The organism is Rhizobium sp. 268, assembly GCF_036571585.1.
Lineage (GTDB): Bacteria > Pseudomonadota > Alphaproteobacteria > Rhizobiales > Rhizobiaceae > Rhizobium > Rhizobium redzepovicii.
In genome coordinates, this window is the sequence record NZ_JAPPSO010000035.1 from 1 (window position 1) to 21,484 (window position 21,484).

General features: G+C 56.7%; 16 protein-coding genes and 13 pseudogenes. 16 read left to right on the forward strand and 13 right to left on the reverse strand.

Annotated features, from left to right (window positions below; genetic code table 11):
- Positions 1 to 136: 136 nt before the first annotated feature.
- A pseudogene (locus tag OS035_RS32295) lies at positions 137 to 624 on the reverse strand (IS630 family transposase); the annotation flags it as partial.
- Between the two features lie 227 nt (positions 625 to 851).
- Here OS035_RS32295 and OS035_RS32300 point away from each other — a divergent pair.
- Entirely contained in the window at positions 852 to 1,832 is a 981-nt protein-coding gene (locus tag OS035_RS32300) for a LysR family transcriptional regulator (protein WP_033181974.1), read from the forward strand.
- 55 nt (positions 1,833 to 1,887) lie between these two features.
- Here the strand turns inward: OS035_RS32300 and OS035_RS32305 are convergent.
- Positions 1,888 to 2,187: pseudogene (locus tag OS035_RS32305) on the reverse strand (DDE-type integrase/transposase/recombinase); the annotation flags it as partial.
- Between the two features lie 340 nt (positions 2,188 to 2,527).
- On the opposite strand from OS035_RS32305, the gene OS035_RS32310 reads away from it, so the two are divergent.
- Together OS035_RS32310 and OS035_RS32315 are read left to right on the forward strand one after the other, a co-directional pair.
- Positions 2,528 to 2,899: an RT0821/Lpp0805 family surface protein gene (locus OS035_RS32310; RefSeq protein ID WP_331815317.1), complete on the forward strand. Its 372-nt coding sequence runs from the start codon at positions 2,528 to 2,530 to the stop codon at positions 2,897 to 2,899.
- 158 nt (positions 2,900 to 3,057) lie between these two features.
- Positions 3,058 to 3,185, forward strand: a pseudogene (locus OS035_RS32315) (SOS response-associated peptidase); the annotation flags it as partial.
- A 438-nt stretch (positions 3,186 to 3,623) separates the two neighbouring features.
- On the opposite strand, the pseudogene OS035_RS32320 reads toward OS035_RS32315, so the two are convergent.
- From OS035_RS32320 to OS035_RS32330, 3 pseudogenes are all read right to left on the reverse strand, one after another.
- Positions 3,624 to 4,307, reverse strand: a pseudogene (locus OS035_RS32320) (IS6 family transposase).
- Positions 4,308 to 4,354: 47 nt separating this feature from the next.
- A pseudogene (locus OS035_RS32325) lies at positions 4,355 to 4,956 on the reverse strand (IS6 family transposase).
- Positions 4,949 to 5,534: pseudogene (locus tag OS035_RS32330) on the reverse strand (integrase core domain-containing protein); the annotation flags it as partial. The pseudogenes OS035_RS32325 and OS035_RS32330, both read right to left, overlap by 8 nt.
- 48 nt (positions 5,535 to 5,582) lie before the next feature.
- Between OS035_RS32330 and OS035_RS33670 the strand changes: the two are divergent.
- The 6 genes and pseudogenes from OS035_RS33670 to OS035_RS32360 all read left to right on the forward strand — a co-directional run.
- Positions 5,583 to 5,795 carry a reverse transcriptase domain-containing protein gene (locus OS035_RS33670; RefSeq protein WP_442967728.1) on the forward strand — a complete coding sequence of 71 codons (213 nt, stop codon included), beginning with the start codon at positions 5,583 to 5,585 and terminating at the stop codon, positions 5,793 to 5,795.
- Positions 5,795 to 6,544, forward strand: a complete 750-nt coding sequence (locus tag OS035_RS33675) for a group II intron maturase-specific domain-containing protein (protein WP_442967729.1) — start codon at positions 5,795 to 5,797, stop codon at positions 6,542 to 6,544. Before OS035_RS33670 ends, OS035_RS33675 begins: the two co-directional genes overlap by 1 nt.
- A 70-nt stretch (positions 6,545 to 6,614) precedes the next feature.
- Positions 6,615 to 6,965 (forward strand): annotated as a pseudogene (locus tag OS035_RS32345) (IS6 family transposase); the annotation flags it as partial.
- Between the two features lie 304 nt (positions 6,966 to 7,269).
- On the forward strand, positions 7,270 to 7,587 hold the full coding sequence (locus tag OS035_RS32350) for a BON domain-containing protein (RefSeq protein WP_082229787.1): 318 nt from the start codon (positions 7,270 to 7,272) through the stop codon (positions 7,585 to 7,587).
- A gap of 44 nt (positions 7,588 to 7,631) precedes the next feature.
- Positions 7,632 to 7,930 (forward strand): annotated as a pseudogene (locus tag OS035_RS32355) (IS6 family transposase); the annotation flags it as partial.
- A 550-nt stretch (positions 7,931 to 8,480) separates the two neighbouring features.
- Positions 8,481 to 8,702, forward strand: a pseudogene (locus tag OS035_RS32360) (hypothetical protein); the annotation flags it as partial.
- A gap of 6 nt (positions 8,703 to 8,708) precedes the next feature.
- Here OS035_RS32360 and OS035_RS32365 read toward each other — a convergent pair.
- The 6 genes from OS035_RS32365 to OS035_RS32390 form a co-directional block, all read right to left on the reverse strand.
- The gene (locus OS035_RS32365; RefSeq protein ID WP_130714338.1) at positions 8,709 to 10,283 is read right to left on the reverse strand and encodes a glycerophosphodiester phosphodiesterase family protein; all 1,575 of its coding nucleotides are present in this window, start codon (positions 10,281 to 10,283) and stop codon (positions 8,709 to 8,711) included.
- Between the two features lie 208 nt (positions 10,284 to 10,491).
- Positions 10,492 to 10,746, reverse strand: a complete 255-nt coding sequence (locus tag OS035_RS32370; RefSeq protein ID WP_331815296.1) for a hypothetical protein — start codon at positions 10,744 to 10,746, stop codon at positions 10,492 to 10,494.
- 1,126 nt (positions 10,747 to 11,872) lie between these two features.
- Entirely contained in the window at positions 11,873 to 12,547 is a 675-nt protein-coding gene (locus tag OS035_RS32375; RefSeq protein ID WP_442967730.1) for an IS5 family transposase, read from the reverse strand.
- Between the two features lie 65 nt (positions 12,548 to 12,612).
- Positions 12,613 to 13,731 carry a ferritin-like domain-containing protein gene (locus OS035_RS32380; protein WP_331815299.1) on the reverse strand — a complete coding sequence of 373 codons (1,119 nt, stop codon included), beginning with the start codon at positions 13,729 to 13,731 and terminating at the stop codon, positions 12,613 to 12,615.
- 99 nt (positions 13,732 to 13,830) lie between these two features.
- A complete protein-coding gene (locus OS035_RS32385; protein ID WP_245304495.1) occupies positions 13,831 to 14,262 on the reverse strand; it encodes a GMC oxidoreductase in 432 nt (143 codons plus the stop codon).
- Positions 14,263 to 14,369: 107 nt separating this feature from the next.
- Positions 14,370 to 14,738 carry a hypothetical protein gene (locus tag OS035_RS32390; RefSeq protein WP_331815303.1) on the reverse strand — a complete coding sequence of 123 codons (369 nt, stop codon included), beginning with the start codon at positions 14,736 to 14,738 and terminating at the stop codon, positions 14,370 to 14,372.
- Positions 14,739 to 14,945: 207 nt separating this feature from the next.
- Between OS035_RS32390 and OS035_RS33680 the strand changes: the two are divergent.
- Positions 14,946 to 15,256 (forward strand): annotated as a pseudogene (locus tag OS035_RS33680) (DDE-type integrase/transposase/recombinase); the annotation flags it as partial.
- Between the two features lie 290 nt (positions 15,257 to 15,546).
- Positions 15,547 to 16,649 (forward strand): IS3 family transposase gene (locus OS035_RS32400; RefSeq protein ID WP_331815306.1). Its coding sequence is split into 2 segments (ribosomal slippage): positions 15,547 to 15,808 and positions 15,808 to 16,649, totalling 1,104 coding nucleotides; the frame shifts between segments, so codons are not numbered across the junction.
- Positions 16,650 to 16,803: 154 nt separating this feature from the next.
- On the opposite strand, the gene OS035_RS32405 is transcribed toward OS035_RS32400, so the two are convergent.
- Entirely contained in the window at positions 16,804 to 17,082 is a 279-nt protein-coding gene (locus OS035_RS32405; RefSeq protein ID WP_082229783.1) for a hypothetical protein, read from the reverse strand.
- A gap of 628 nt (positions 17,083 to 17,710) precedes the next feature.
- Here OS035_RS32405 and OS035_RS32410 point away from each other — a divergent pair.
- A pseudogene (locus OS035_RS32410) lies at positions 17,711 to 17,917 on the forward strand (IS630 family transposase); the annotation flags it as partial.
- 106 nt (positions 17,918 to 18,023) lie between these two features.
- Here OS035_RS32410 and OS035_RS32415 read toward each other — a convergent pair.
- A pseudogene (locus OS035_RS32415) lies at positions 18,024 to 18,206 on the reverse strand (nodulation protein NodX); the annotation flags it as partial.
- A gap of 128 nt (positions 18,207 to 18,334) precedes the next feature.
- Between OS035_RS32415 and OS035_RS32420 the strand changes: the two are divergent.
- From OS035_RS32420 to tnpB, 4 genes and pseudogenes are all read left to right on the forward strand, one after another.
- A pseudogene (locus OS035_RS32420) lies at positions 18,335 to 18,529 on the forward strand (IS5/IS1182 family transposase); the annotation flags it as partial.
- A gap of 912 nt (positions 18,530 to 19,441) precedes the next feature.
- A complete protein-coding gene (locus OS035_RS32425) occupies positions 19,442 to 20,371 on the forward strand; it encodes a sugar ABC transporter substrate-binding protein (protein ID WP_331815308.1) in 930 nt (309 codons plus the stop codon).
- A 537-nt stretch (positions 20,372 to 20,908) separates the two neighbouring features.
- Positions 20,909 to 21,271, forward strand: coding sequence for an IS66-like element accessory protein TnpA (gene tnpA, locus OS035_RS32430; RefSeq protein WP_331815311.1), 363 nt, complete (start codon positions 20,909 to 20,911; stop codon positions 21,269 to 21,271).
- Positions 21,268 to 21,426 (forward strand): IS66 family insertion sequence element accessory protein TnpB, encoded by a 159-nt coding sequence (gene tnpB / locus OS035_RS32435; RefSeq protein WP_331815314.1) that lies wholly within the window; start codon positions 21,268 to 21,270, stop codon positions 21,424 to 21,426. The genes tnpA and tnpB overlap by 4 nt, the downstream gene beginning before the upstream one ends.
- Positions 21,427 to 21,484 lie beyond the last annotated feature (58 nt).

Genomic DNA, 21,484 nt, shown 5'->3' on the forward strand with positions numbered 1-21,484 from the left:
CCCGCATTCAGAGTGCTGACAAAACCCCTGGCCTTGGCTGGGGGTTTATGATTCAGTGGGACATGTTTAAGAAACTCCCGCCGCAGCAGACGGCTCTCGAGGCACGTGGCTGAAACGTCACTAGAGCGGGATTGTTTTAGGTCTGTTCATATCCGGCTTCCTTGAAGTAGTTTTGGCACTCTTTCGGCGAGACGGTTTGAAGGGTTTCTGCCAGCGCGTCGTCGATGGCCTGTCGGGTTCGGGCCTGCGCCTTGCGCAACCCGTGCTTGATCTTGGAAAAAAGAGCTTTTCGATCGGATTGAGATTAGGGGAATACTGCGGCAGGAGGAACAATCGAGCGTCGACCTTGCGGATGGCGACGCGGATCGTTCTGGCCTTATGCGAGCCGAGATTGTCCATGACGACGATGTCGCCGGGGTTGAGCTCCGGTACCAGCACCTTCTCGACATAGATCAGGAAGCGTTTGCCATTGATCGAGCCGTCAATGATCCACGGTGCGCTGACGCGGTCGGCTCGCAAGGCAGCGACAAAGGTCATGGTATTCCAGTGACCGAAGGGCGCATGGCCCAACAGCCGTTCACCGCGCGGCGCCCAGCCCCTGAGCGGCGTCATATTCGTCTTCGTCCCGTTCGGCTGGTACATGACTTCATCGAGGTGTCAGACAGAGAGGCCGCGCAAGCTTGACTTGCGGTTGATGGTATACCATAATACGAGAAGATAAGGTGAACCGGCGGTCAAGTCCGCGGTTATCCAGTGGAGACAGTTCTCATTGAAGGCGTCACATTCGCCTCCACACTCGTTAGGAGGGAGATCGTGCCCCGATATTGATGGGACCATCAAGGTGTGGTGGAATGCGTTTTAAGGGCCTGGACCTAAATCTTCTCGTCGCTCTCAATGCTTTGATGACCGAGCGGAAGCTCACGGCAGCAGCGCGCAGCATCAACCTTAGTCAGCCAGCCATGAGCGCAGCCATCGCTAGGTTGCGCGCCTACTTCAATGACGAGCTGTTTGTGATGCAGCAGCGTAGACTTGTCCCGACCCCGCGAGCCGAGGCGCTCGCCCCTGCAGTTCGCGAAGCTCTACTGCAGATTCAGCTCTCTGTCATTGCGTGGGATCCATTAGTCCCAGCGGAATCTAACCGGCGCTTCAGAATCGTACTGTCCGATTTCATGACGCTCGTATTCTTCGAAAAGGTGATAAAGCGCGTAGCGCGCGAGGCACCCGGCGTCAGTTTTGAATTGCTTCACATCAATGATGATCCGGACGAGCGTCTGCGCAGTGGAGATTTGGATTTTTTGATTTTTCCAGATCAGTTCATGTCAGCCGCTCATCCCAGTGCGAAGCTATTTGAGGAGAAGCTCGTATGCGTCGGCTGCCCTAACAATCAGCAGCTGCGCGGGAAGCTTTCCCTCGAGCGATTCATGTCGCTGGGACACGTCGCGGCCATGTTTGGACGTACTTTGAAGCCATCCATTGAACAATGGCTGTTGCTAGAGCACGGTTTTAAGCGGCGTATCGAAATCGTGGTCCAGGGCTTTAACGCGATCCCGATGTTACTTCAGGGGACGAATCGGATAGCAACCCTTCCCTTGCGGCTCGTCAGACATTTCGAACCCACCATCCGCCTCCAGATCGTCGATCATCCGCTGCCTTCCCTCTGGTTCACGGAGGCTGTGCAGTGGCCCTTGCTTCACAATTCCGACCCCGGAAGCATCTGGATGCGCGAGATAATGTTCCAGGAGGCTTCGCGCATGGAGGCCCCGGCGGAAAGCTCGGCAGACATCGACACGCCTATGTTTGACAGCGTCGCTGCCGAATGGTGTGCGGCTTGAGCCTGAAGATGCGGATACGCAGTTTTGTTAGCGGTGCTCGAAACCCGGGACGTTACTATGTTCCGGCTGGGTGAAGATCTGCGTGTCTGCTGATCCGGTCGTGGATGGAAACGAAAACGCTGAAGCTGTCGAGATACTTTGAAGCGCTTCATGATCCTCTCCCGTCGTCGGATGGGTTGATGAGGATTCTCCGCCCTATTATTCAGTCGGTTGTGAGAACGATGATTGAGGCCTGGTATGCTCTCTCGTTTCGCCGCACCATAGGACGTAGCTTGTCGGTGATCATTACACGGGGCGGACGGTCTTGTGCTTTCAGGAGCTTGCGCATCAAGCGCTTTGCCGCCCGGTTCTTCCGAAGTGGTGGGCCCTTGTCCTAAGAGACAGTATGCTAGCATTCAGAGGTCCGCTACTTCAACCGAAATGCTGGCGAAAACTCGTCAGTCACTCTGCCCCACACCGACCCCGTTTGAGGATCGCCAGGACTCCTCACGGAGTAATGGCGGTAGCCATTGGCGCACCGCCACCGATTTCCTGAAGATGGGGCAATTACGAGCCAGCCTATTGGGTCTTTGAGAATTTGAACCATTATTGTTGGAGATTTTCGTCGTTGTCCGCGAAATGAGCAGTCAATGGCGCCCGCATCTGGTCACAATATGATGTCATCTGCAGCGTCCGAAAGGATGGTTTATCACTCAATGCTTTCAAAACTGATCCAGATTGCCATCGTGTTCCCTGCGCTGGTGCTTGCCGCTTGCTCAAACACCGAACCGCTCCAGACGTCCACAGGTGCTCCGGTTGCTGCGGCGGCAGTTCCGATCACTGACCAAACGGTGATAGCCGAAACCGTGGGTCGGGCGACGGTCGGTTCTGATCCGCTAGCGTGGGCCAACCCGTCAACTGGCAGCGCCGGGGTGATCGAGCAGGTCCGGCCGGGTACAAACAATCCAAATGGATGCCGCGACTTCGTCACAAGCAAGCAAAGTCTCGAGGGCGTGACTCGGTTCAATGGTGTCGCTTGTCCATCAGATGGATCTTGGAAGATAAACGGTTCGTCTGGCTTGCATTAGGAACCAAGTTCGGGGATCAGCGATTGCTCTTGAACTCAATCTCCTTCGCAGAACTCAATCAGAATTTGGGCCTGTCGCAAATTTTCTGGTTAACCGCATGTCGCCCATCGGTAGAGATTTTCGGCTGCGAATGTTGGGGAGCACAGACTGCCCTGTGCTCGCTCGAGAAGGCGGCGAATGCGAAAGCCGAGAAACTTGTAACCAAGGGCAAGCCACTCGATCTCGAAGAGCTGATCCGCACCGGGGCCGCGGTAAGACCAACATGCCAGAACTCAATTTTCCGCACAGCCTAATTGAGCGCCTGAGCTGAGAGCTTGATCGTCTCGGAACGAGAAAGCCTGCCGCGGGAGGAGGTGCGGCAGGCTTTTCTAATTGAACAGCGGCTGGGGGAGGAGTCCGCTGTTCCGTCAAGCGCCCCTTGGGAGGAGGAATAGGTTCACCTGGGACACGAAGCTTGGCGAGGAAGAGGCGCATCGCTTCGATGGTCAGAAGATAGCAGGACGCCGCCCCAACGCCAGCGCTCAGATCGCAGTGCAGGCATGCGGTTGCTGCAATGCAATATAATCACTTTATAAGTGACCTTGGTGACCTGTTCGGTTTTGGCTGGATCTGCGCCAGCGAGCCCGCCTCTTTGGAAAACTGCTCGGAGACCTTCCGTGCGCGAACGAAGGGTTTTGTCGCAAAATTTTAAAAAGGCCGCAGAAGCGGCCATCGCTGGACACAGTTATGCAGCGAGTGCGGCGAATTGCTGAAATGCCGATCGGCCACTGGTTGAAATTGGCGCTTGCGGATCATGTGAGCCACCTCGATACCATCCAGTGTTGCTGACGCAGACTGAAGGATTTGAAGCCCTTCAGGGGGCGGGTAAGCTTCTTGATAAACCGGTGGTCCTGCTCAATCGTGTTGTTGAGGTTTTTGACCTGCCGGATCTCGATCAGCCAGAACCATCCATACAACAACAGGAGCAGCCTGTTGATGTTTTGCAATCCTGCCAGGTTCGCGCCGCTCTTGTCGATACGACCTTTTCGGGCCAGCCATTGTTCTTAATCGTGCGGGCGAAGAAAGCGCTGGCCGCGGCCTCATCGCAGTACTCGGACAAGCATGAAATCAAGGGTTTTGCAGAATTTGTCGACAGCCCGATAGAAATAGGTCCACTTGCCTTTGACCTGGATATAGGTCTCGTCCATCCGCCAGGAGCTGCTGGTTGCGGATTTGCGCCCGCTGGGCCTGGCAGGCAATCAGGGGCGAATATTTCACGACCCATCTGTTCAGCGTCGCGTGGTCAACGGTAACGCCGCGCTCGGCCATAATCTCTTCCAGATCAGGATAGAAGACCGTATACCTCACGTAGAAATACCGCGCATAAAATCACGTCTTTCGGGTAATGACTGCCTTTGAAATCAACCATGATCGGCAAACTCAATCTGCCTGCTCATCTTCAACCCGGATCTACGCCTACCATACTGGTTGCAAACTCGGTGAAAAGTTTTGCGACAGAGCCGCGGTCACGGCTTTCCACTGCGCCATGGCGCGGATGCGATGAATATGGGTGGCTAGGGCTGAGTGTCGCCGGTGCGGCGCGACGAAAAGATTTCGGACTGCTGAAAAGACCGAGATGAAACGCTGCAAACCTCCGACGGATCGAAAGCCCTGCATCATTCGCTCTCGTTTTCGAAGCGGCACGTGAGAATTCTCTGCGCGATTGTTAAGGCCCTTGTGCGATCGATGTTCGACGGCGGGCATCACGTCCCGTTTTGCCGCTCCGTATGAGCGCAGTTTGTCGGTGATGATGCGCTTCGGTGACAGGCCTGCTTCTTCAGCAGCCTGACCAGCAATCTCTTGGCAGCCTTGGTATCGCGGCGGGTCTGGACGATCTCATCGAGAACGCAAACGTTCTGGTCAACGGCGCGCCACAGCCAATGTTTTTGACCGCCGATGGAAATCACCAAGCGAGTGGCGCGGGGGAGTTTCACCCCACGCTCTCTCAGAACCGGACGTGATACTCTCGCATCATCCGGCTCCCATTGTTCGGCCGTATACGGCTTTGCTCTATCCACGAGGATCTCCCCCTTGTAAACCAGTGTCCGCCCCTGCGCCGGCTGGTCGGGGTTGCAGGGCGCTGGGGCGGACAAGCCGCTTGGTCTTCTTGTCGATGATGCCGAGCGGATGGGCATGGAAGCGTAGCGTCCAGATGCCCGCTTCACTCTCCTCGATCACCACGATCTCGCCGGCCAGCGCTGCTGCGACATAGACGAGGTCGCCGTTCCATTTGATCTCGCCATTGGAGCGCACCCGGCGCACCGCCGCCTCGGCCGGATAGGTCCGGTTCAGGCAGGCGGTCGGGCGGGGGCCGCAGTGACGATCGGTAATGATCAGCAGGCACGTCCATAGCGAGTGCCTCGTGTGGACGCTCGGCGTTGTAATTCTGGCGAAATGCGTCAAAGACCGCCTGCTGCGCGGCATGGTCGACCTCCGGCGCCATGGCCAGCGGCAGCATCGTCAGATGGAAGCGTTCGTGGCGGCCGTTCTGCTGCGGTTTGCCCGGCTGGATGCGCTCCAGGCCGATGCCGAGCTTGATGAACCGCACAGCAAGCGTCGTCAGCCCGGTGACGCCGATCGCCGAAGGGTCAGAACCAACCAAGGAGCGGCTGGTGTTGATGGCCAGACGCATCTGGAACCGACGGTGGAGCCTGAATTCCATCCGGATTCCTATGGGTATCGGCCCGGCAAATCGGCACTCGATGCGATCAGCGTGGCACGGCAGCGATGCTGGCGTTACAACTGGGTTCTTGATCTCGATATCAAGACTTTCTTTGATAGCATCGAACCGGACCTGCTGATGCGGGCTGTGCGCAAGCACACCGATTGCCCGTGGGTGCTTTTATACATCGAATGATGGCTGAAAGCGCCGGTGCAGATGCCGGACGGAGATCTCGTCGCCAGAGAACGAGGAACGCCACAGGGCGGGGTAATCAGCCCCTCTTGGCAAACCTCTTTCTTCACTATGCGTTTGATATGTGGATGTGTCGGAATTTCCCGGACATTCCGTTTGAGCGGTATGCTGACGACGCGATCTGTCATTGTCGGACCGAGGACCAGGCGATGGCTCTTCAGGGAACTCTGGACGCGCGTTTTACTGACTGCGGGCTGACGCTTCCTCCCGACAAGGCTAAAATCGTCTACTGCAGGAATGAAAGTCGGCGAGGTACTCACCCGGTCTATAAGTTCGACTTTCTCGACTACACTTTCCGGCCGAGACTTGTGAGCAAGAAGGCCGGGGGCATGGGTATTTTATTCGGTCATGCGGCCAGTCCGACATCGCTCAAGGCGATACGGGGCACGATCCGTAGTTGGTCCTTGCACCTTCGCAATGACAAGGCTCTCGATGATCTGGCAGGGATGTTCAACTCGTACATCCGCGGCTGGATCAATTACTATGGTCGGTTCTGTCCTTCAGCTCTCCAATCTACGCTCTGGAGTGTCGAGCAATACCTGGCTCGATGGGCTTCGGGGAAGTACAAGTCCTTGCGTAGGCATAAACGGCGACCCCGACATTGGCTTTTGCGCATCGCGCAACGCCAACCTCGACCGTTCGCCCATTGGCCCCTGCTTCATGGATACGGCCGAACAATGGGAGCCGGATGATGCGAGAGTATCACGTCCGGTTCTGGGAGAGCGTGGGAGTGAAACTCCCCGCGCCACTCGCCTCGTGGTGCGCATCGACGGTCAGAAATGCTGGTTGTGGAGAGCGGTTGATCAGGAGGAATATGTGCTCGACGAGATCGTCCAGACGCGCCGTAACACCAAGGCAGCCAAGCGCCTGCTGACGCGACTTCTGAAGAAGCAGGGCATGCCGCCAAAGCGTATGATCACCGACAAATTGCGCTCCTACGGGGCGGCCACACGCCAGGTCATGCCGAACGTTGAACACCGCTCGCATAAAGGCTTGAACAACCGGGCGGAGAACTCTCACTTGCCGTTGAGAAAACGGGAGCAAACGCGACAGGGTTTCCGGTCGGTTGGCTCATTGCAAGATTTCGTGTCGATCTTCTCCGCCGTCCGAAACTCTATCGACGCCAGGCAATGGCCGCGTGGCAAGCCGAGAGTGCCCGGCCTGCCTGAAAAGCGCAGGCTCGGTCTCACGTGACCACATTCAAACAACGTGACAACGCCGTCCGCACGGGCCTTGACTCGCCTGCCATTCAAAAAATGTGACAGCGCCGGCACCGCACCTCGCGCGCCGCTCAATCATCTTCGACCGTGGGACCGCCGCGGAGATTGGCTTGCGGCGTGGCCGCCAGTTGATCTGCATCAACGCCGCAACGGCAAACCAGACATAGGATCTCGCCGTCGCAACGGAGCAAGAGTCTATGCCCGCAAACACCGTCATTCCTATCGGCGACGACGCCCTTTCCACTGCAGTTAGAATGCGCTTGGAACTGGAACTCGGACTGACGTACGATGTCGTGAAGGTGACGGTTCTCAATGGCGAGGTGACCTTGCGCGGAAGAATGGCGTGTCCGTCGAAAAGGGAAGCAGCGAAGGTCACCGCGGAGAGCGTGCGCGGCGTGCGCAGAGTACTCAGCGACATTTCGACGGCATATTACATGGCCGGAAGCCCAGCTGATCGTTCCAAGGAAGGCTGCGCATGGGCCTGTCGCAAATTTTGGCGCTCAACGGTATGTTGACCATGGGAAGAGAGATGCCGCTCCGAAAGTTGAGGGGCGAGCCTATGATTCTGAATGCTATTGACGAAAAGTTGAAGCGGCAATCGAAGGATGATTTCAATGGCCGGCATTTCGAGGCATGGCCGATGTGCAGGCGGTTGCCTGGTATTTGGGTTATCCACTCAGCTATCGGGATCTTAAGGAGATGTTCCGGGAACGTGGCTTCGAGGTCGATCATAGCAACGTCAACCGTTGGGTTCTGGCCTAGGCGCCGATGATCGAAAAGCGGCTTCGCCAGTTCCGGCGGCCGCATTTCGGCTCTGTCCGGATTGACGAGACCTACGTCAAGATCCGCGGCACCTGGCCGCCGCAGACAACGCTCTGCTTTCCTCCGACGACGGCAATATCGTCGTTTTCGCCGGACTCGGCCTCGCCAACATCAAGACCCAGGAATTTGTCTATGAAGACAACGCAAGCTCAGCCAGCTGAATTGGGAAAGCAAGGGGATGAGCCTTTTCACTTTGGTGTTGACGCCCAGATTGACAACGACTGGAGCTTGAAGGGTCGGCACCGGCGGCAACGGTCACCTGGTTGACTACGACTGGGATAGTTGCGAGTCATCATGACTGGAGCGACCGCTCAATCCATCCCTTACCGAACTCGATCACTATGTCGCCGGAGTGACCCAGTTGAACCGGATCATCTACGGAAACGAGACCAGCAGTATCGCGGTCGGCGCCCGGTGTCCACTATGCCGACATCGAGTGGACCGCCTATGTCGGGTCCGGCATCTATTCGTCCGCGGGTTGCTTTCGAAACAACCCCTGGAAGGATCCAGAATGGGAAAGAGGCACCAGCTATCAGCGACAGATTCCGATTGACTTCCTCAGCCTGAGGCGACGAACACGTCCTCGGCGATCTTACGATCAGCGGCGGCCTTTCGCAAGGCCAAAACTGCACCGACGCGTTGGGCCGCCGAGCTTCTGGTGAAGAAGCCGTACAATGTCGTCGCTGTTGCTTTGGCGAACAAGATGGCGCGGATCGTCTGTGCATCGGCAAGGCGCCTTCGCTGTCATCGCCGCTGGCCGTCGCATCCCAAGGCGCGGCCAGCAACTCGGCCACATCCAGTTCAGTAGGTGTGGCTATCGATCAGACGCCGGCGTGGACTTTCTCATCCAGCTTGGCTTGCCAATGATATCCTTCGGTGCGTCGATTATGGATGCCGGGTTGTAGTGTGCATCGATCGGAAAAGAGTAGTCCGCATGATTGCCTTCGGTGATAAAGCCAGCGGCATAGAGCGTCTCCAGATAAGGATTGTCGGCCACCAGCACGTCGGCGTAGGGCTCAAGCGCGCCGAAAGTGGCACGGAAATCCATGTCGGGACGTCCGGGCAGGGTGATCGGCACGCCCTGATGGCTGTAGTAAAACTTCTGACCGTTCACGGAGAAGGCTTCGGAGATATAGGACATCGTGAGAGGCGTGTTGGCGAATGTTTCACCCGCTGCCCGGAATGTCTTGGTCACCTGGTTCATCTCGTCGAAGGTAGCGGTTCCCTTGAGGCGGGAGATTTGCACCATGGTCAGGTCGCCCAGCTTGTCGAAGGAGGTCAGCCAATCGCTAGCCTGGGTCACTGAATCGTCTTCGATGTGAGAAGACTGGACCTCTTCGACTGTGCCGAGAACCGGGATCAGGTTGAGCTTGTTGTCCGGTTGGACGGCGACATTGGCCTGCTCCAGCGCATCAAGTACATTGGTGGTCTTCTTGTCCCATTTGGCAATGACGCGATCGGTAGTGGGCACATAGGTCGAATAGATCTTGATGCCGAGGCGGCTCCGTACGTCAGCATTCTCAGGCGCCGAGAGCATCTTGATTGCTGCGATCGTCGACCCTTCGTCCTTGGGGTCAATGAGGACGTTGAACTCGTCGCCGTTTCTTTTTTTCTCACGAATGTAATCGATGATACTCTGCAGGTCCTCCATTTTTTGCGGATTGCCGTTGTGGTCAAGTGCCAGCGTGCGGTTACTAGTGATGGGATTCCATATCGAGAGGTTCATGTTCTTGATTTCCTCGGTAGAGACATCCGAAATCAGGCAATTGTTCGGATCGCCGGTAACCCGCCCGAGTGTTGTGTCGTGCATCATCCAGGCATGGCCGTTCTTATCAGCGCGAAGATCGAGTTCGACACCATGGAAACCGTACTTGAACGCATTGGCGGCGGCTGAAATGGTGTTTTCGAGAATGCCCTCGGAATTATCGAACATGCCGCGGTGGGGTAGTATTTGCTTTCGATGTGGATCGATGCCGCGGGTCTTGGTCTCGAGTCCGGTCAGGAAGAGATCCTTGCCGTAGCCGGCGCTTTCAATTTCGTCTTCTGCGTCGCCGAGAGCGGGGCCGTCCAGACCGAAGTCGGATTTCCAATCGGCCTTGTTGCCGGCCGCCAACCACTCGGTGATGGTCTGGTTGACGGTGCCGTCGACTGGATCATCCGGATCATTGGAGCCAAATTTTGCCGTCGTCTCGCAGCGGGTGGAAATCGATAATGCGACGGGCTCGTCGCCCGGCTGCACCGGGCCGTTTTGGGTTTGCAGGCCAGCCTTCGCCCCTTCCCATGCGATGGCATTGGTGGCACTGTCAACAATGATTGAACTCTCGCTTTGCGCGCCAACCAACGTTGAGGCGAGAACCATGCTCATAATGGACGCTATTAGATCTGTCATGTTGTCTGACTTTCCTTCATTTCATCCGTTGCGTTTCGTGCCACACGAAGCCGGAGGTGCGGTCGGGAAATCCCTGCACCTTATCGTGAGCAATGACATCAGCCGCGCGCCGGCCCCGATGGGGCGCAAAGGGAGATTAAAGCGCTTAGAAGCGTTCGCCGATTGTGTGGAAGGTGCCATCTTGTGTCCTTCGCCGCTCCTTTTTTGCTTAGGCTTTTTGGGCTTCCACTTGGACTTGCCGATATCCTCGATGGCGACCTCCCTCTTGCCGTAATCCGCCTTGGCGAACCCCTTCGAGCCATCCCTGACCCGCTTGACGAAGAAGGCCCTCTTCCGCTTTGTCATCTTGATTGCTCATCGATTGAACCTTTTCGACCTCCTGGGCGATGCGGAATGCCTCCCTGACCGCCGTCTGGCTCATCTGCATTGCTGCTGTGAATTCCTTGGTGGTCGCATGTGTCATAGCTTGTATTCCTTCACGTGTTCGGTGCGGTTATGCCGCACTGTGGATGGCGCCGGTCGCTCCCGCTGCCTTGCAATAGCTCTCAAGATTCATGCCAAGCCGCCGATTGAGCTGACGACAATTATTTGCTGCTATTTCAGCGATGTGGGCGGAAAATACGGGATTGGGGGAGGAAGAATGCATGTCGCGGAGCCGACAAAGGTGACGACGATGTCGTAAGTTGATTGTCATCAACAACCGACCCTACCGGAAAACACCGGTGGGCCAGTGCTATGGCGTTAAACTCCTTGGGATAGGATCCTGCTTGCCTCACAGCGCTGTCTCCGGTGGGATCATTTGACGACGGTCAAGCGCCGCGGCGAGCGATCCCATTCACCAGGACGAGGTAACCTCGTGCCGCATCTGGTGCCCTGAATAACGTTGCCGTCCTGCTGCGTCATCGGCTAAAAAATGTTTGGGCGGCCTCACCCGTGCAAGGGACCGCGACGTCGCAAATGACGCTTGCCGTTTCATAAATGTATCCGGCCCTGCTCGCGTGGATTGCTGTTGCAGCAGGTCATGATGACAGATCCGCACACGCCGTTCCCAATAGATAGTTCGGGCACGAAGCCGTTTTTTCACAAGATTTACGGAATGTTGATCGACTGTTTTGTCCATCATTATGCCGGTGCGTTGTAGTTGGGCGAAAGCAGGATCTCCGAAGGACGATTGTGCGGCATGCATAAATGTCCCAACATAACGATTCCCTGCTTGCTGATGCCGAGGGCTTGCGCGGGGGAGGCGGACCATCCCGTTGGTGGTGGTGACCTCACGAGGCCCGCGCCTGGCACCTGGATAACCATGACGCTTGCACGAACGAAGGAGACACCCCTGCAGCAAGGTCTTGTTCAGCGATAGCTCGGCGACGTTCTCCTGCTTGACGTACGCCCTTCCAAACTGGCATAGACGCTTCACTTGCGAGAGCATCAGACCGGTATATTTTGCGCGAATTTAGAAGTTCGCGAGTCTGCTGACCCGGCAGCGCCTGGCCCGCAGACGCCGCCCGATGATGGACTTGTATCGCCCGATTGCCGTCACAACCTCTCAACCAGCGAGCGTTTGCCGTAGCCGTTAGAGACCTGCCATTTCATCCGGCCGTCACTGTTGATTGCGCGATATGCCGGTTCCGTTGGCCGGGAGGTCTATCGTCGCTTGGCTCGACCGCGTTGGCGCGAGGCGGAATGACGATAGCCGCCGCCGCGCTATGATCGATGACCGCGTCGTATGTAGGGTTTCCATCATAGGCACCGTCGGCTGTGAACTGTCCGATCGGACCGCCAATCTGGTCGAGGAGTGGCGCAACTTGAGAGACATCGCCAGCATCTTGATCCGTCAGGGTATGGGCAACGATCTCGCCGCTATCGGCATCCAGTGCCAGATGCAGCTTTCGCCAACCTCGGCGCGATCTGGCGCCATGCTTCTCGTCCAGCCACTGGCCCGCGCCGTAAACCTGCCGGCCGCTGCTGTCCACCAGAGCATGCAACGGTCCGGCAGGTGGAACCTGATTTCCGGGCCGCTTCCCGGCAGATCGCCGTGCGCGCGGCCGACGGCTCAGCGTGGTGTGCTCGGGACGGCAAGCGCTAAGCCCATCAACCGCAGCACCGATTCCAACAAGCCTTCTGCCTGGCGAAGCCGCAAGCCAAACACCATGGCCCAGCGTCAAGGTGGTCTCGATTGCCAGATCTGAATAACGGTGCTGGCCGCCGCGGGTCTTGCGTCTTGGAGCATACCATTTGGACAGGGCTTCCGGTGTCAGCCACAAGGTCAGGCTGCCACGCCGAGGAAGTCCTGCTTCATATTCCGGCCGTCACCCTGAGCTTCGTCTTCTCATGCGATCATCTCCGCTTGCCCGGTGACAGCTGCCTGTTCGGCACTGTGGGGAATCTCGTAGGTGGGGCTGCTGTACTTACCGGGATGCCCCGGCAGGGGATTGCGGATCAGTTCAACGATTATATTACGGAATTCGAACATGATCGGAACGGTTTCCAGCAGCAAGCTCGGCTGGCCATTATAGGCACGCGTCAAAAGCTCCAGAAACTCGCTATAACATGTATTGAAGTCGGTCGCCGCCTCCCGCAATTCCGAGCCTTCGGATATTTCCGCCACCTTGAGGTTCGGTTTGATGGGATAAGCGCCTTCCCAGTCGACCTGCAAATGCGGACCCGTGGGGTGGTCGGGCTGATCACCTTTCCGGTAATAGCGGCCTTTGACCAGTTCATCGAAACGATAGTAATGGGCCAGTTCGTGCTCGTCATCGTCGTAGATACCGCTACCGTCACCTTCGCCCTGTTCCATGATGAGCTCTATGGCTTCGAGGGCGCTTTTCAGATCGGTCACGGGAAACAACGCACCGCCTCCGGAATAATAATATTCCGAGGTAATCTGGCGAGACGTGTCGCCGATAAAAATCGTTGTGCCCGCCCGGCGCGCTTCGGCTTCTAAGTATTTCACGCCGTCTGCGATTGCCGAATAGAACTCGCCAATACTGTAAAAATGGAGATCTTCGTGCCTCGGATCACTGCCAAGCGCTGTGATATGCGGGGAGTTCTTGCGTTGTATCCGGCCCTTGCCAGCGAGATGTTCGGGGCGCCGGGCCGGCCGCTCGATTTTCAAGAATGTCGCCAGGGCTTCACGGCTGAAAGCCTGTATGCTGACCTTAAAGTCGGTCTCGCCGTCAGGGAGCGAGGCGGGATAGTTAACCGCGAAATCTGGCCTAGTAAGATCCGGCGTGCCACCGATGGCATTGAGGATATTGGCCGCAATGGTCAAATGCAGCATTTCTTCCACGACGATCACGCGGAGAACTTGCGCCGCATCCCGGTTCACACCGGGCTTAATCGAGTAAAGTGCCGTCAGATACGGCGGAATCGTCGCATGTTCGAGCTGCATCGCACGGTGGAGAAACTCTTTCAGCTCATCGAGTGTCTTAATGCCATAAGGATCCATCCTCAAGCTCCCTGGAATATAGTTAGGTGCACAGTCCGGCGTCGTGTCGCTTGCGTCGAGTTCCGCAGTTCGTTCCGCGTACCGGATATTGGTCTTTGTTCAGTGCAGACATTTCAGAATGTCGCGACTGCTTCGGAGGCACATGGCGGCCAGCGTCAAGGTGACATTGGCTGTACCGATGATCGGCATACTGCCGCCACCCACGAGGTAGAGGTTTTCTTGGTCCCAGCCGCGCTGGTTCTTGTCCACGACGGAATTGGCCTTCGTCGCTCCCACGATGTGGGTGCCAGCCAAATGATTGCCGCCGCGGATGGCATAGCCTCGCCCCTCATAGGATACGTAGCCGAAATCGCTGAGGTCGTAATGTGTGTGATCCTGCGCATCCAAACGCGCAAATACGGTACCCGCAAACTGGCGGCTATAGTCCGCTCCCTGCATGGTATATTCCGGCATAGCGGTCACGCCGTGTCGGAATTCGCTCGGACCGTTTCCAGTGCTGGACAATGATCCCCTGCCGCTGGCGACATACATGGCAAAGTTTCCTAATCTCATTTCAACGATGGACAACGCATAAAATGCCGTCCTCGCCCGGTAGAGGATGCTTCCGGGCCCATTTAACAATGGCGACACGGACCGGCTCACAGCAGACAACGACCCAGGGGGCCGATGTATTCCGTCGTGAGGCCGTGACGTCGAACACTTCTCAGAAAATCGTTCGCGGCGATCAGGTTGAGATAAAGCTCGTCCTCGCCAGAGCCCACGTTCATGGATTTCATCCAATATAACGCTTGCTGGGAAATGACCCGAAGCCGCCACTTGCCACCCTCCAGCCGACGTAGTTCGAAATCAACACGCTGATGCACCGATGCTGAGATACGGGCCGCAGTCCGGGCCGAACTTTGGTCGACATGCTTTTCGGGTTCTGAAGACATACCTATCCACCACTCAGACCAGATCAGAATGCGGAAACGGTCGGACGGCGCAGGGCAAGAGCCAATCGTTTCCAATGCGGAGTCCCAGGCCTGAGATAGCCAGAACCGCCAACCCCACGCCAGATGGTGCAAGGTCAACGGTTAACGACGACAACGACGGAGGCAAGAGGGAAGGAATGATCCATGATGTCGCGATAGCAAGCACACCGGGGAAGAGGGCCGTCTGCGTCCACCAACGTTGTTCCCTCATCATAACCTCCATTTGAAGCAACAGCAGGAGGCCAAGGCCGTTCGCCGCGTGTGACGATCACCGACAAGCTGCAGTCCTACCCGGCGCAGCAAAGCGAGAGATCGTGCCGGGCGTCGAGCATCGTTCGCACAAGGGCCTGAACAATCGGGCGGAGAACTCTCATAAACCCGTCCGACGACGAGAGAGGATCATGAAGCGCTTCTAGTCAGCGCGACAGCGTCAGCGTTTCGTTTCCGTACACGCCCCGATCGCCAACCTCTTTACCGTTCCCTGCAACGATATTCCATCCGCCCACCATCGAGAATTGCGAGCAACTGCCATGCAAGCATGGCGCCAAATCGCGCGCCTTCACACCAAACGAACCAAAGCCTCACTCCGAGATCTTGTCTTCGCAGCGTTAAGTTTACGGTGCCTCCATTCGTTTGGACCGCTTCTTGGCCCAGCTCCAACTGAGGCGAGTGTTATTGAAGACACCAATTCAGTTATAATCATTTCTGGGCGAGGTAAATGAGTAGATTTACTGTAAGCGCTCATTTCCATGCACATTGACGCTGATCTGAACCCTTCAAACTGGACCGTTTTTGGTTAGAGTTTTCCGGTGCATTTTCCAAGCTGGGAAAGGAACGGAAGACGATGAAAGCATCGCAGTTTTCGGACGCACAGAAGGCGTTCATTTTGAAGCAGGGTGATGAAGGAGTGTCGGTGGCGGAGATCTGCCGCAAGGCGGGAATTAGCCAGGCGACCTATTTCAACTGGAAGAAAAAATACGCGGGCATGCTGCCGCCGGAGATGAAGAAGCTGAAGCAGCTCGAGGACGAGAATGCGCGGTTGAAGAAGATCGTCGCGGACCTGACGCTGGACCGTGAGATGTTGCAGGACGTCATCCGGCGAAAGCTCTAAGGCCTGCTCGGAAACGCGAGATGGTGAAAGGCATGTGCCGGGATTGGATGATCTCGATCCGGCGTGCCTGTGGGGCACTGAACTTCGATCGGTCGACCCACCATTACACCTCTCGCCGTGCCGATCAGGCCGGTCTGGAACGTCGAATTCGTGAGATCTGCGAGAGCCGTGTGCGCTATGGTTATCGTCGTGTACATGTACTCCTGGAACGCGAGGGTTGGGGGACCAACATCAAGCGAACCTATCGCATTTACAGGGACTTGGGCCTGCAACTGCGCAACAAGACGCCGAAGCGACGGGTCAAAGCCAAGCTGCGGGAAGATCGGCAAATGGCCGTTGGACCGAACGATGTCTGGGCGATGGACTTCGTGCACGACCAACTCGCGACCGGCAAGAAGCTGCGGGTGCTCACGGTGGTCGACACCTTCTCGCGCTATGTGCCGGTGCTTGATCCACGTCACAGCTATCGAGGTGAAGATGTCGTGCAAACCTTGGAACGGGTATGCCGGAAAATTGGCTATCCGAAGACGATCCATGTCGATCAGGGGACTGAGTTCGTGTCTCGCGATCTTGACCTTTGGGCCTATGCCAAAGGCGTCACCTTGGACTTCTCACGCCCCGGCAAACCGACCGACAATGCGTTCATTGAAGCGTTCAATGGCCGCTTCCGCGCCGAATGTCTGAACCAGCACTGGTTCCTGACCCTTGCGGATGCCCGCGAAAAGATGGAGGATTGGCGTAGAGAGTATAATGAGTTTCGGCCACATGGTGCGATCGGCAATAAGGTGCCGATCTCGCTGATGAAATCAGGAGGCGCAACCAGCCCGCCTCCCTGAATGAAGCCGGAAAACTCTAGCCTCAGCTGGTCCAGAGTTTGGGGGCGGTTCAAAAGCCGCCGAGGCTCTAACCGCCGCTGGATGAAAGTTCAGTGGCAGGTCGGCATTGACTAAACGACAAGAGCTGTTGCGGTTCCCTGCCTAACTCATACCGCTAAACGTTCCGTGTACCAACGCCAATTTCGTCGATCGGCTGCGGTCCGGGATCGGAAGGTAACTTGGCGCCCCTGGCAAGCGCACGCCGCTTGAGTTCGGAAGCTTGTTCTCGCAGGAACCCAAGATACCGTTCCCGAACCTCTTGCATTTCAATTTCGCCGGCAATCCATTGTTCGATCCATACGAGGAAACGCGGATCCTCCTCCGTCGGCAATCCCGCGCGACGGAGACGGTCAAAGGCTTTTTGCGCGGCAAGGCGTCGTTGTTCGCTCTTCATAACCTTTGCTAATATCCGATTCGGCAAAAGAAAACGTGGTCGACATTTCAGGCGAACCGTAAGCGAAAATCCGCCTACGTCGAAGACATTCTGATCTGCATCCGTTGCACCCCCTTCCGTGAAGACCTCGTCTGTTGGTCGAGAAGAGCTGGGATCATTGCGCAGTCAATTCGATCGCCGCCAAAATGAAAACCAGGTATTCCACTTTGGGCAGATCACCAGGCCGCCGGTGTCGTCCGTTTAGTATCGGAGCTTGATCGGACCCGGGCCTGCTACCGTAACTAATATCTCCGATCCAGAACACGATCAGGCTTTTTGGATCATGCTTTCGCTGTGGGCATGTCGCAGACTTCCAGAGCTACCGCAGGTCGCATCGCCGCGTGTCTTCCAAGCAAAAACGCGTCGCGCGTCCGTGAAGACGTCTCATAATATGACCTCCGGATTTGGCGCTTATGCGCCACCAAAACGGCGAAGCATGGGATTGAGCCTATCGTTCTCCCCACGGAATTTCACGAGCATGAGCCGTTTCAGATTGCGATTTTCAGCTTCAAGAGCAGCCAGCTCTGAATTCGACTCACGGGCTTCCCAAAATGCGATGAATTTGAATCTTTGGTGCAAATCGGAGGTGATGGGTTCAGCGGTTTCGTTACGAGAGGATTTCGACGCAGAGCGTTTGCGTCGTCTGGCGCGCCAGACCACGGATGCCGCGCAGGCACGCCGTCTCCTGGCGCTAGCCTCGATCTATGACGGCGGCTCGCGCTCGAATGCGGCGCGGCTGGGCAGTGTCACGCTTCAGATCGTGCGGGATTGGGTCTTGCGGTTCAATGCGCATGGCCGGGCTGATCAACGACAAGGCTCCTGGGCCCAAATCACGGTTGGACGATACTCAGCGGGCGGCGCGCCTCCATTGGAGTTCCGATCTTTTAACGGGAGCTTCCCGTTTAAGCGACGGCAAGCCGTCTGGTGACTAGCGATGAGCGAAGTTTCATGGCCCGCTTTTCGATCAGCGCCCATGATAGAGCGGCTAATTCCACGGTTCCGACCGGCTCGACGATCCAAAGCCACCAGTGGCCGACCCATCCGATGCCGATCAGCGTGTGCATGACGAGCATATGGTAGAGGTAGTTGTAGGGTATATTTCAAAGTATATCGTTTCAAATTTGGCAGATCTTACTTTCTGTTGTGACAAGCCCGTGAGCTATGGAATATATTACTTTATATTTATATATATATCGCACTTCATGTCTTTGGCGGCCGCATGACATGGCAACTCTCTAACGGCTACGGCCAACGCTCGCTGGTCGAAACGCCAATCGGGCGATAAAAGTCCATCATCGGGCGGCGTCTGCGGGCGAGGTCGCGGCCTGGTCAGCAGACCGAAGGCGTCATCAGCTGCGCCGTTCACAATCGCATGCTTGACTGTGCACGCCCGAAATCCGCCGCAAGGCAGCCACGGCATGATCAACCGTTTCAAAGATCCCACACCCGTTCAATTCCAGATCCGTCCACCAGCGCCCGGCACGGCTTGAATCCGGTCGTCGCCGATCGCATTTGCAGAGTTTACTGTCTCAATGCATCACTTCTTCTTGGAGCTTAACGCGGCCGCAGAGAGGCACGCGCGGGATTCGACCGTCGTTCAAGAAGTCCGAAGCTGACGCTGACAGAGTCGCCATGGCAGGTGCACGACGGTCAGCTTTCGGTCGAGAATTCGGACCACGATCGTTTTTACGCCTTGTGTATTTGTACAATTTATCGCCAGCGATTGGACATGGTCATGAAATAAGATTGCATCGACAAGTGCAGATAACATGTCGTCGCCAACGACGTATCCGGAGAGGTCTGCGCCGGAGCCAGGAGCTCTGCGAGGGTGAGTGTAGACTTGCCGCCTCGACCGGTCTGAAAATATCCGGGGACTGATAGGGTTCTCTCATTCACGGCGACGATTCTTTCAAGAATGAGAGGATTTACAAACAAAGATGAATGGACCGCAAAACGAAATAGATAGAAGCTTCCCAAACTTCGCCACGTTGCCTCGCGATCACGCGGCAGCTGGCGAAGAGATTGGACAATATGGCATGTGTCGGCTTTGGATTATTGTGGTGTCTTCGAAGAAAGACCCTCGACATTGGCGCTGTTGAAGACTGCGGACTTAAATCATCAAATTAGGCACCAAAAAATTTCGGTTCGCGCGAGTCAACGTAGCGGCGAAGGAGGGCTAGTCGTCAGCATCGAGATTGTCTTGATACCTATGATGATGTTCGGCCTTTTTCTGGCAGCCCTGATAATTGTTTTCGGCCAGTGTGCTGGAAACCCGGCGTGAGGAGGGTGCAGCCGGGCACCGCTTTGTGGAGGAAGTAAAATGAAAAAGTTTATCCTGGGCACTGCGATGGCGCTCGTCATGTCGACGGCGGCTCACGCAGAAACTGTCGGCGTCTCGATGGCGAAATTCGACGACAATTTCCTGACGGTTCTGCGCAACGGCATGACCGATTATGCAAAGACACTGAGCGGTGTGACGCTGCAGGTCGAAGACGCACAGAACGACGTTTCCAAGCAGCAGAGCCAGATCCAGAATTTCATCGCCTCCAAGGTCGATGCAATCATCGTCAACCCTGTCGATACCGATGCGACTACGGCAATGTCGAAGCTCGCGGCCGATGCCGGCATTCCGCTGGTTTACGTCAACCGTCAGCCGGTCAACGTCGACACGCTGCCGGACAATCAGGCCTTCGTCGCTTCCAACGAGCAGGAATCCGGCACGCTGGAAACCAAGGAAGTCTGCCGCATTCTCGGCGGCAAGGGCAAGGCCGTCGTCATCATGGGCGAGCTTTCCAACCAGGCTGCGCGCATGCGGACCCAGGACGTTCATGACGTCATCAAGACGGATGAATGCAAGGGTCTGGAGATCGTCGAGGAGCAGACGGCCAACTGGGACCGCACCCAGGGCGCCGACCTGATGACCAACTGGCTCTCCAGCGGCATCGAATTCGACGCCGTGATCTCCAACAACGACGAAATGGCGATTGGCGCCATCCAGGCGCTGAAGGCAGCCGGCAAGGATATGACCAAGGTTGTCGTCGGCGGTGTCGACGCCACCCAGGACGCGCTTGCCGCCATGCAGGCGGGCGATCTCGACGTCACGGTGTTCCAGGATGCCGCCGGCCAGGGCAAGGGCTCGCTCGATGCAGCGCTCAAGCTCGCCAAGGGCGAAAAGGTCGAAAAGAAGGTCTACATTCCCTTCCAGCTCGTCACGCCTGCCAACGTCAAGGACTTCGTCGCCAAGAACTGAGGGCGAACGCCACACAGGATGCGGGCTTTGCCCGCATCCTGTGTTCGGGCGCTCGAAGGTCCACAAATCCTTAAGTGCCAAGATTATGAAAGGACCCTTGAGCTCAGGCTGCTTGAGCATGAGACTGGCATCCACAACCTCGTGGGCTAGTGAAGACCGAGAAACATCGCCCGATCGCGTTCCGCGCTGGTATGTTGGGTGTCTATGTGACCGCTATTTTCTCCGCTTCGGCACGAACGCGGTGTGGAGCTTCACCATGGATCGCCGGCACCCGATCGGTGTGGACTGCCGAGAAGGCACTCGAAGCTGCTCGTCTTCGGTCTAAGTCATTACTTGAGCGCGGCGATCAATGTCGATTGCAGCAAGGCGTCATTCTACTAGCGGGCGCCCATGACGATCGCAGGAAGGATTGGCTTCTCCGGAGGCAAGGGTCGTGAGCGTCCGGTGAGCGGTTTTTGCTGATCGGGCAAATCAGGCGATGTTCTGGCATTAGAACCAGCATTAGTGCTGACATTTATACCAGATCAAAGAGTTTGCATGGCTCGCATTGAGATCATGTCCGGCACTGAGCGTAGGCGTCGCTGGTCGGACGAGGCGAAACTGAGGATATTGGCGGAGGCGGATGAACCTGGCGCTCGCATTGGTGATGTGGCTCGCCGGCATGACATTCATCCTGGGCAGATCCGCTTGTGGCGGCAGTCATTCAGCTATGTTGACCGACCGGCGATGTTCCTTCCGGTTGAGATCACCGAGGAGGTGGGCGTAAGCCAGGCGTCTACCACGCTACCGAGGCCAGCGGTTGTCGAGATCTTGCTCCGAAACGGTCGGTGCTTGAAGGTTCCGATTGACGTTGAACTGAAGCTGCTTACGTCGCTGGTGGCCTGTCTGGAGGCGGCATGATCGGGCCTTCGGGGAATGTGCGTGTCTATCTGGCCTGCGGGGTGACGGATATGCGGCGTGGCATTGATGGTCTATCGGCGCTGGTCGAGACGGCGATCAAGGAGGCACCGGGCTCCGGCGCGATCTTCGGCTTCCGCGGAAAACGCGGCCAATGACCGACATTCTGCATACGGTTTTCGTTTCGCGACGATCGCCTATCCGTGGCATCCGCTG

Bases quoted from the DNA above. Each gene is read 5' to 3' on its own strand.
- OS035_RS32425 (WP_331815308.1), top strand. From the start codon at position 19,442: ATGAAAAAGTTTATCCTGGGCACTGCGATGGCGCTCGTCATGTCGACG.
- OS035_RS32310 (WP_331815317.1), top strand. From the start codon at position 2,528: ATGCTTTCAAAACTGATCCAGATTGCCATCGTGTTCCCTGCGCTGGTG.
- OS035_RS32405 (WP_082229783.1), bottom strand. From the start codon at position 17,082: ATGAAGAGCGAACAACGACGCCTTGCCGCGCAAAAAGCCTTTGACCGT.
- OS035_RS33675 (WP_442967729.1), top strand. From the start codon at position 5,795: ATGGCTGAAAGCGCCGGTGCAGATGCCGGACGGAGATCTCGTCGCCAG.
- tnpA (WP_331815311.1), top strand. From the start codon at position 20,909: ATGGCTCGCATTGAGATCATGTCCGGCACTGAGCGTAGGCGTCGCTGG.
- tnpB (WP_331815314.1), top strand. From the start codon at position 21,268: ATGATCGGGCCTTCGGGGAATGTGCGTGTCTATCTGGCCTGCGGGGTG.
- OS035_RS32380 (WP_331815299.1), bottom strand. From the start codon at position 13,731: ATGGATCCTTATGGCATTAAGACACTCGATGAGCTGAAAGAGTTTCTC.
- OS035_RS32300 (WP_033181974.1), top strand. From the start codon at position 852: ATGCGTTTTAAGGGCCTGGACCTAAATCTTCTCGTCGCTCTCAATGCT.
- OS035_RS32365 (WP_130714338.1), bottom strand. From the start codon at position 10,283: ATGACAGATCTAATAGCGTCCATTATGAGCATGGTTCTCGCCTCAACG.
- OS035_RS32370 (WP_331815296.1), bottom strand. From the start codon at position 10,746: ATGACACATGCGACCACCAAGGAATTCACAGCAGCAATGCAGATGAGC.
- OS035_RS32350 (WP_082229787.1), top strand. From the start codon at position 7,270: ATGCCCGCAAACACCGTCATTCCTATCGGCGACGACGCCCTTTCCACT.
- OS035_RS32385 (WP_245304495.1), bottom strand. From the start codon at position 14,262: ATGTATGTCGCCAGCGGCAGGGGATCATTGTCCAGCACTGGAAACGGT.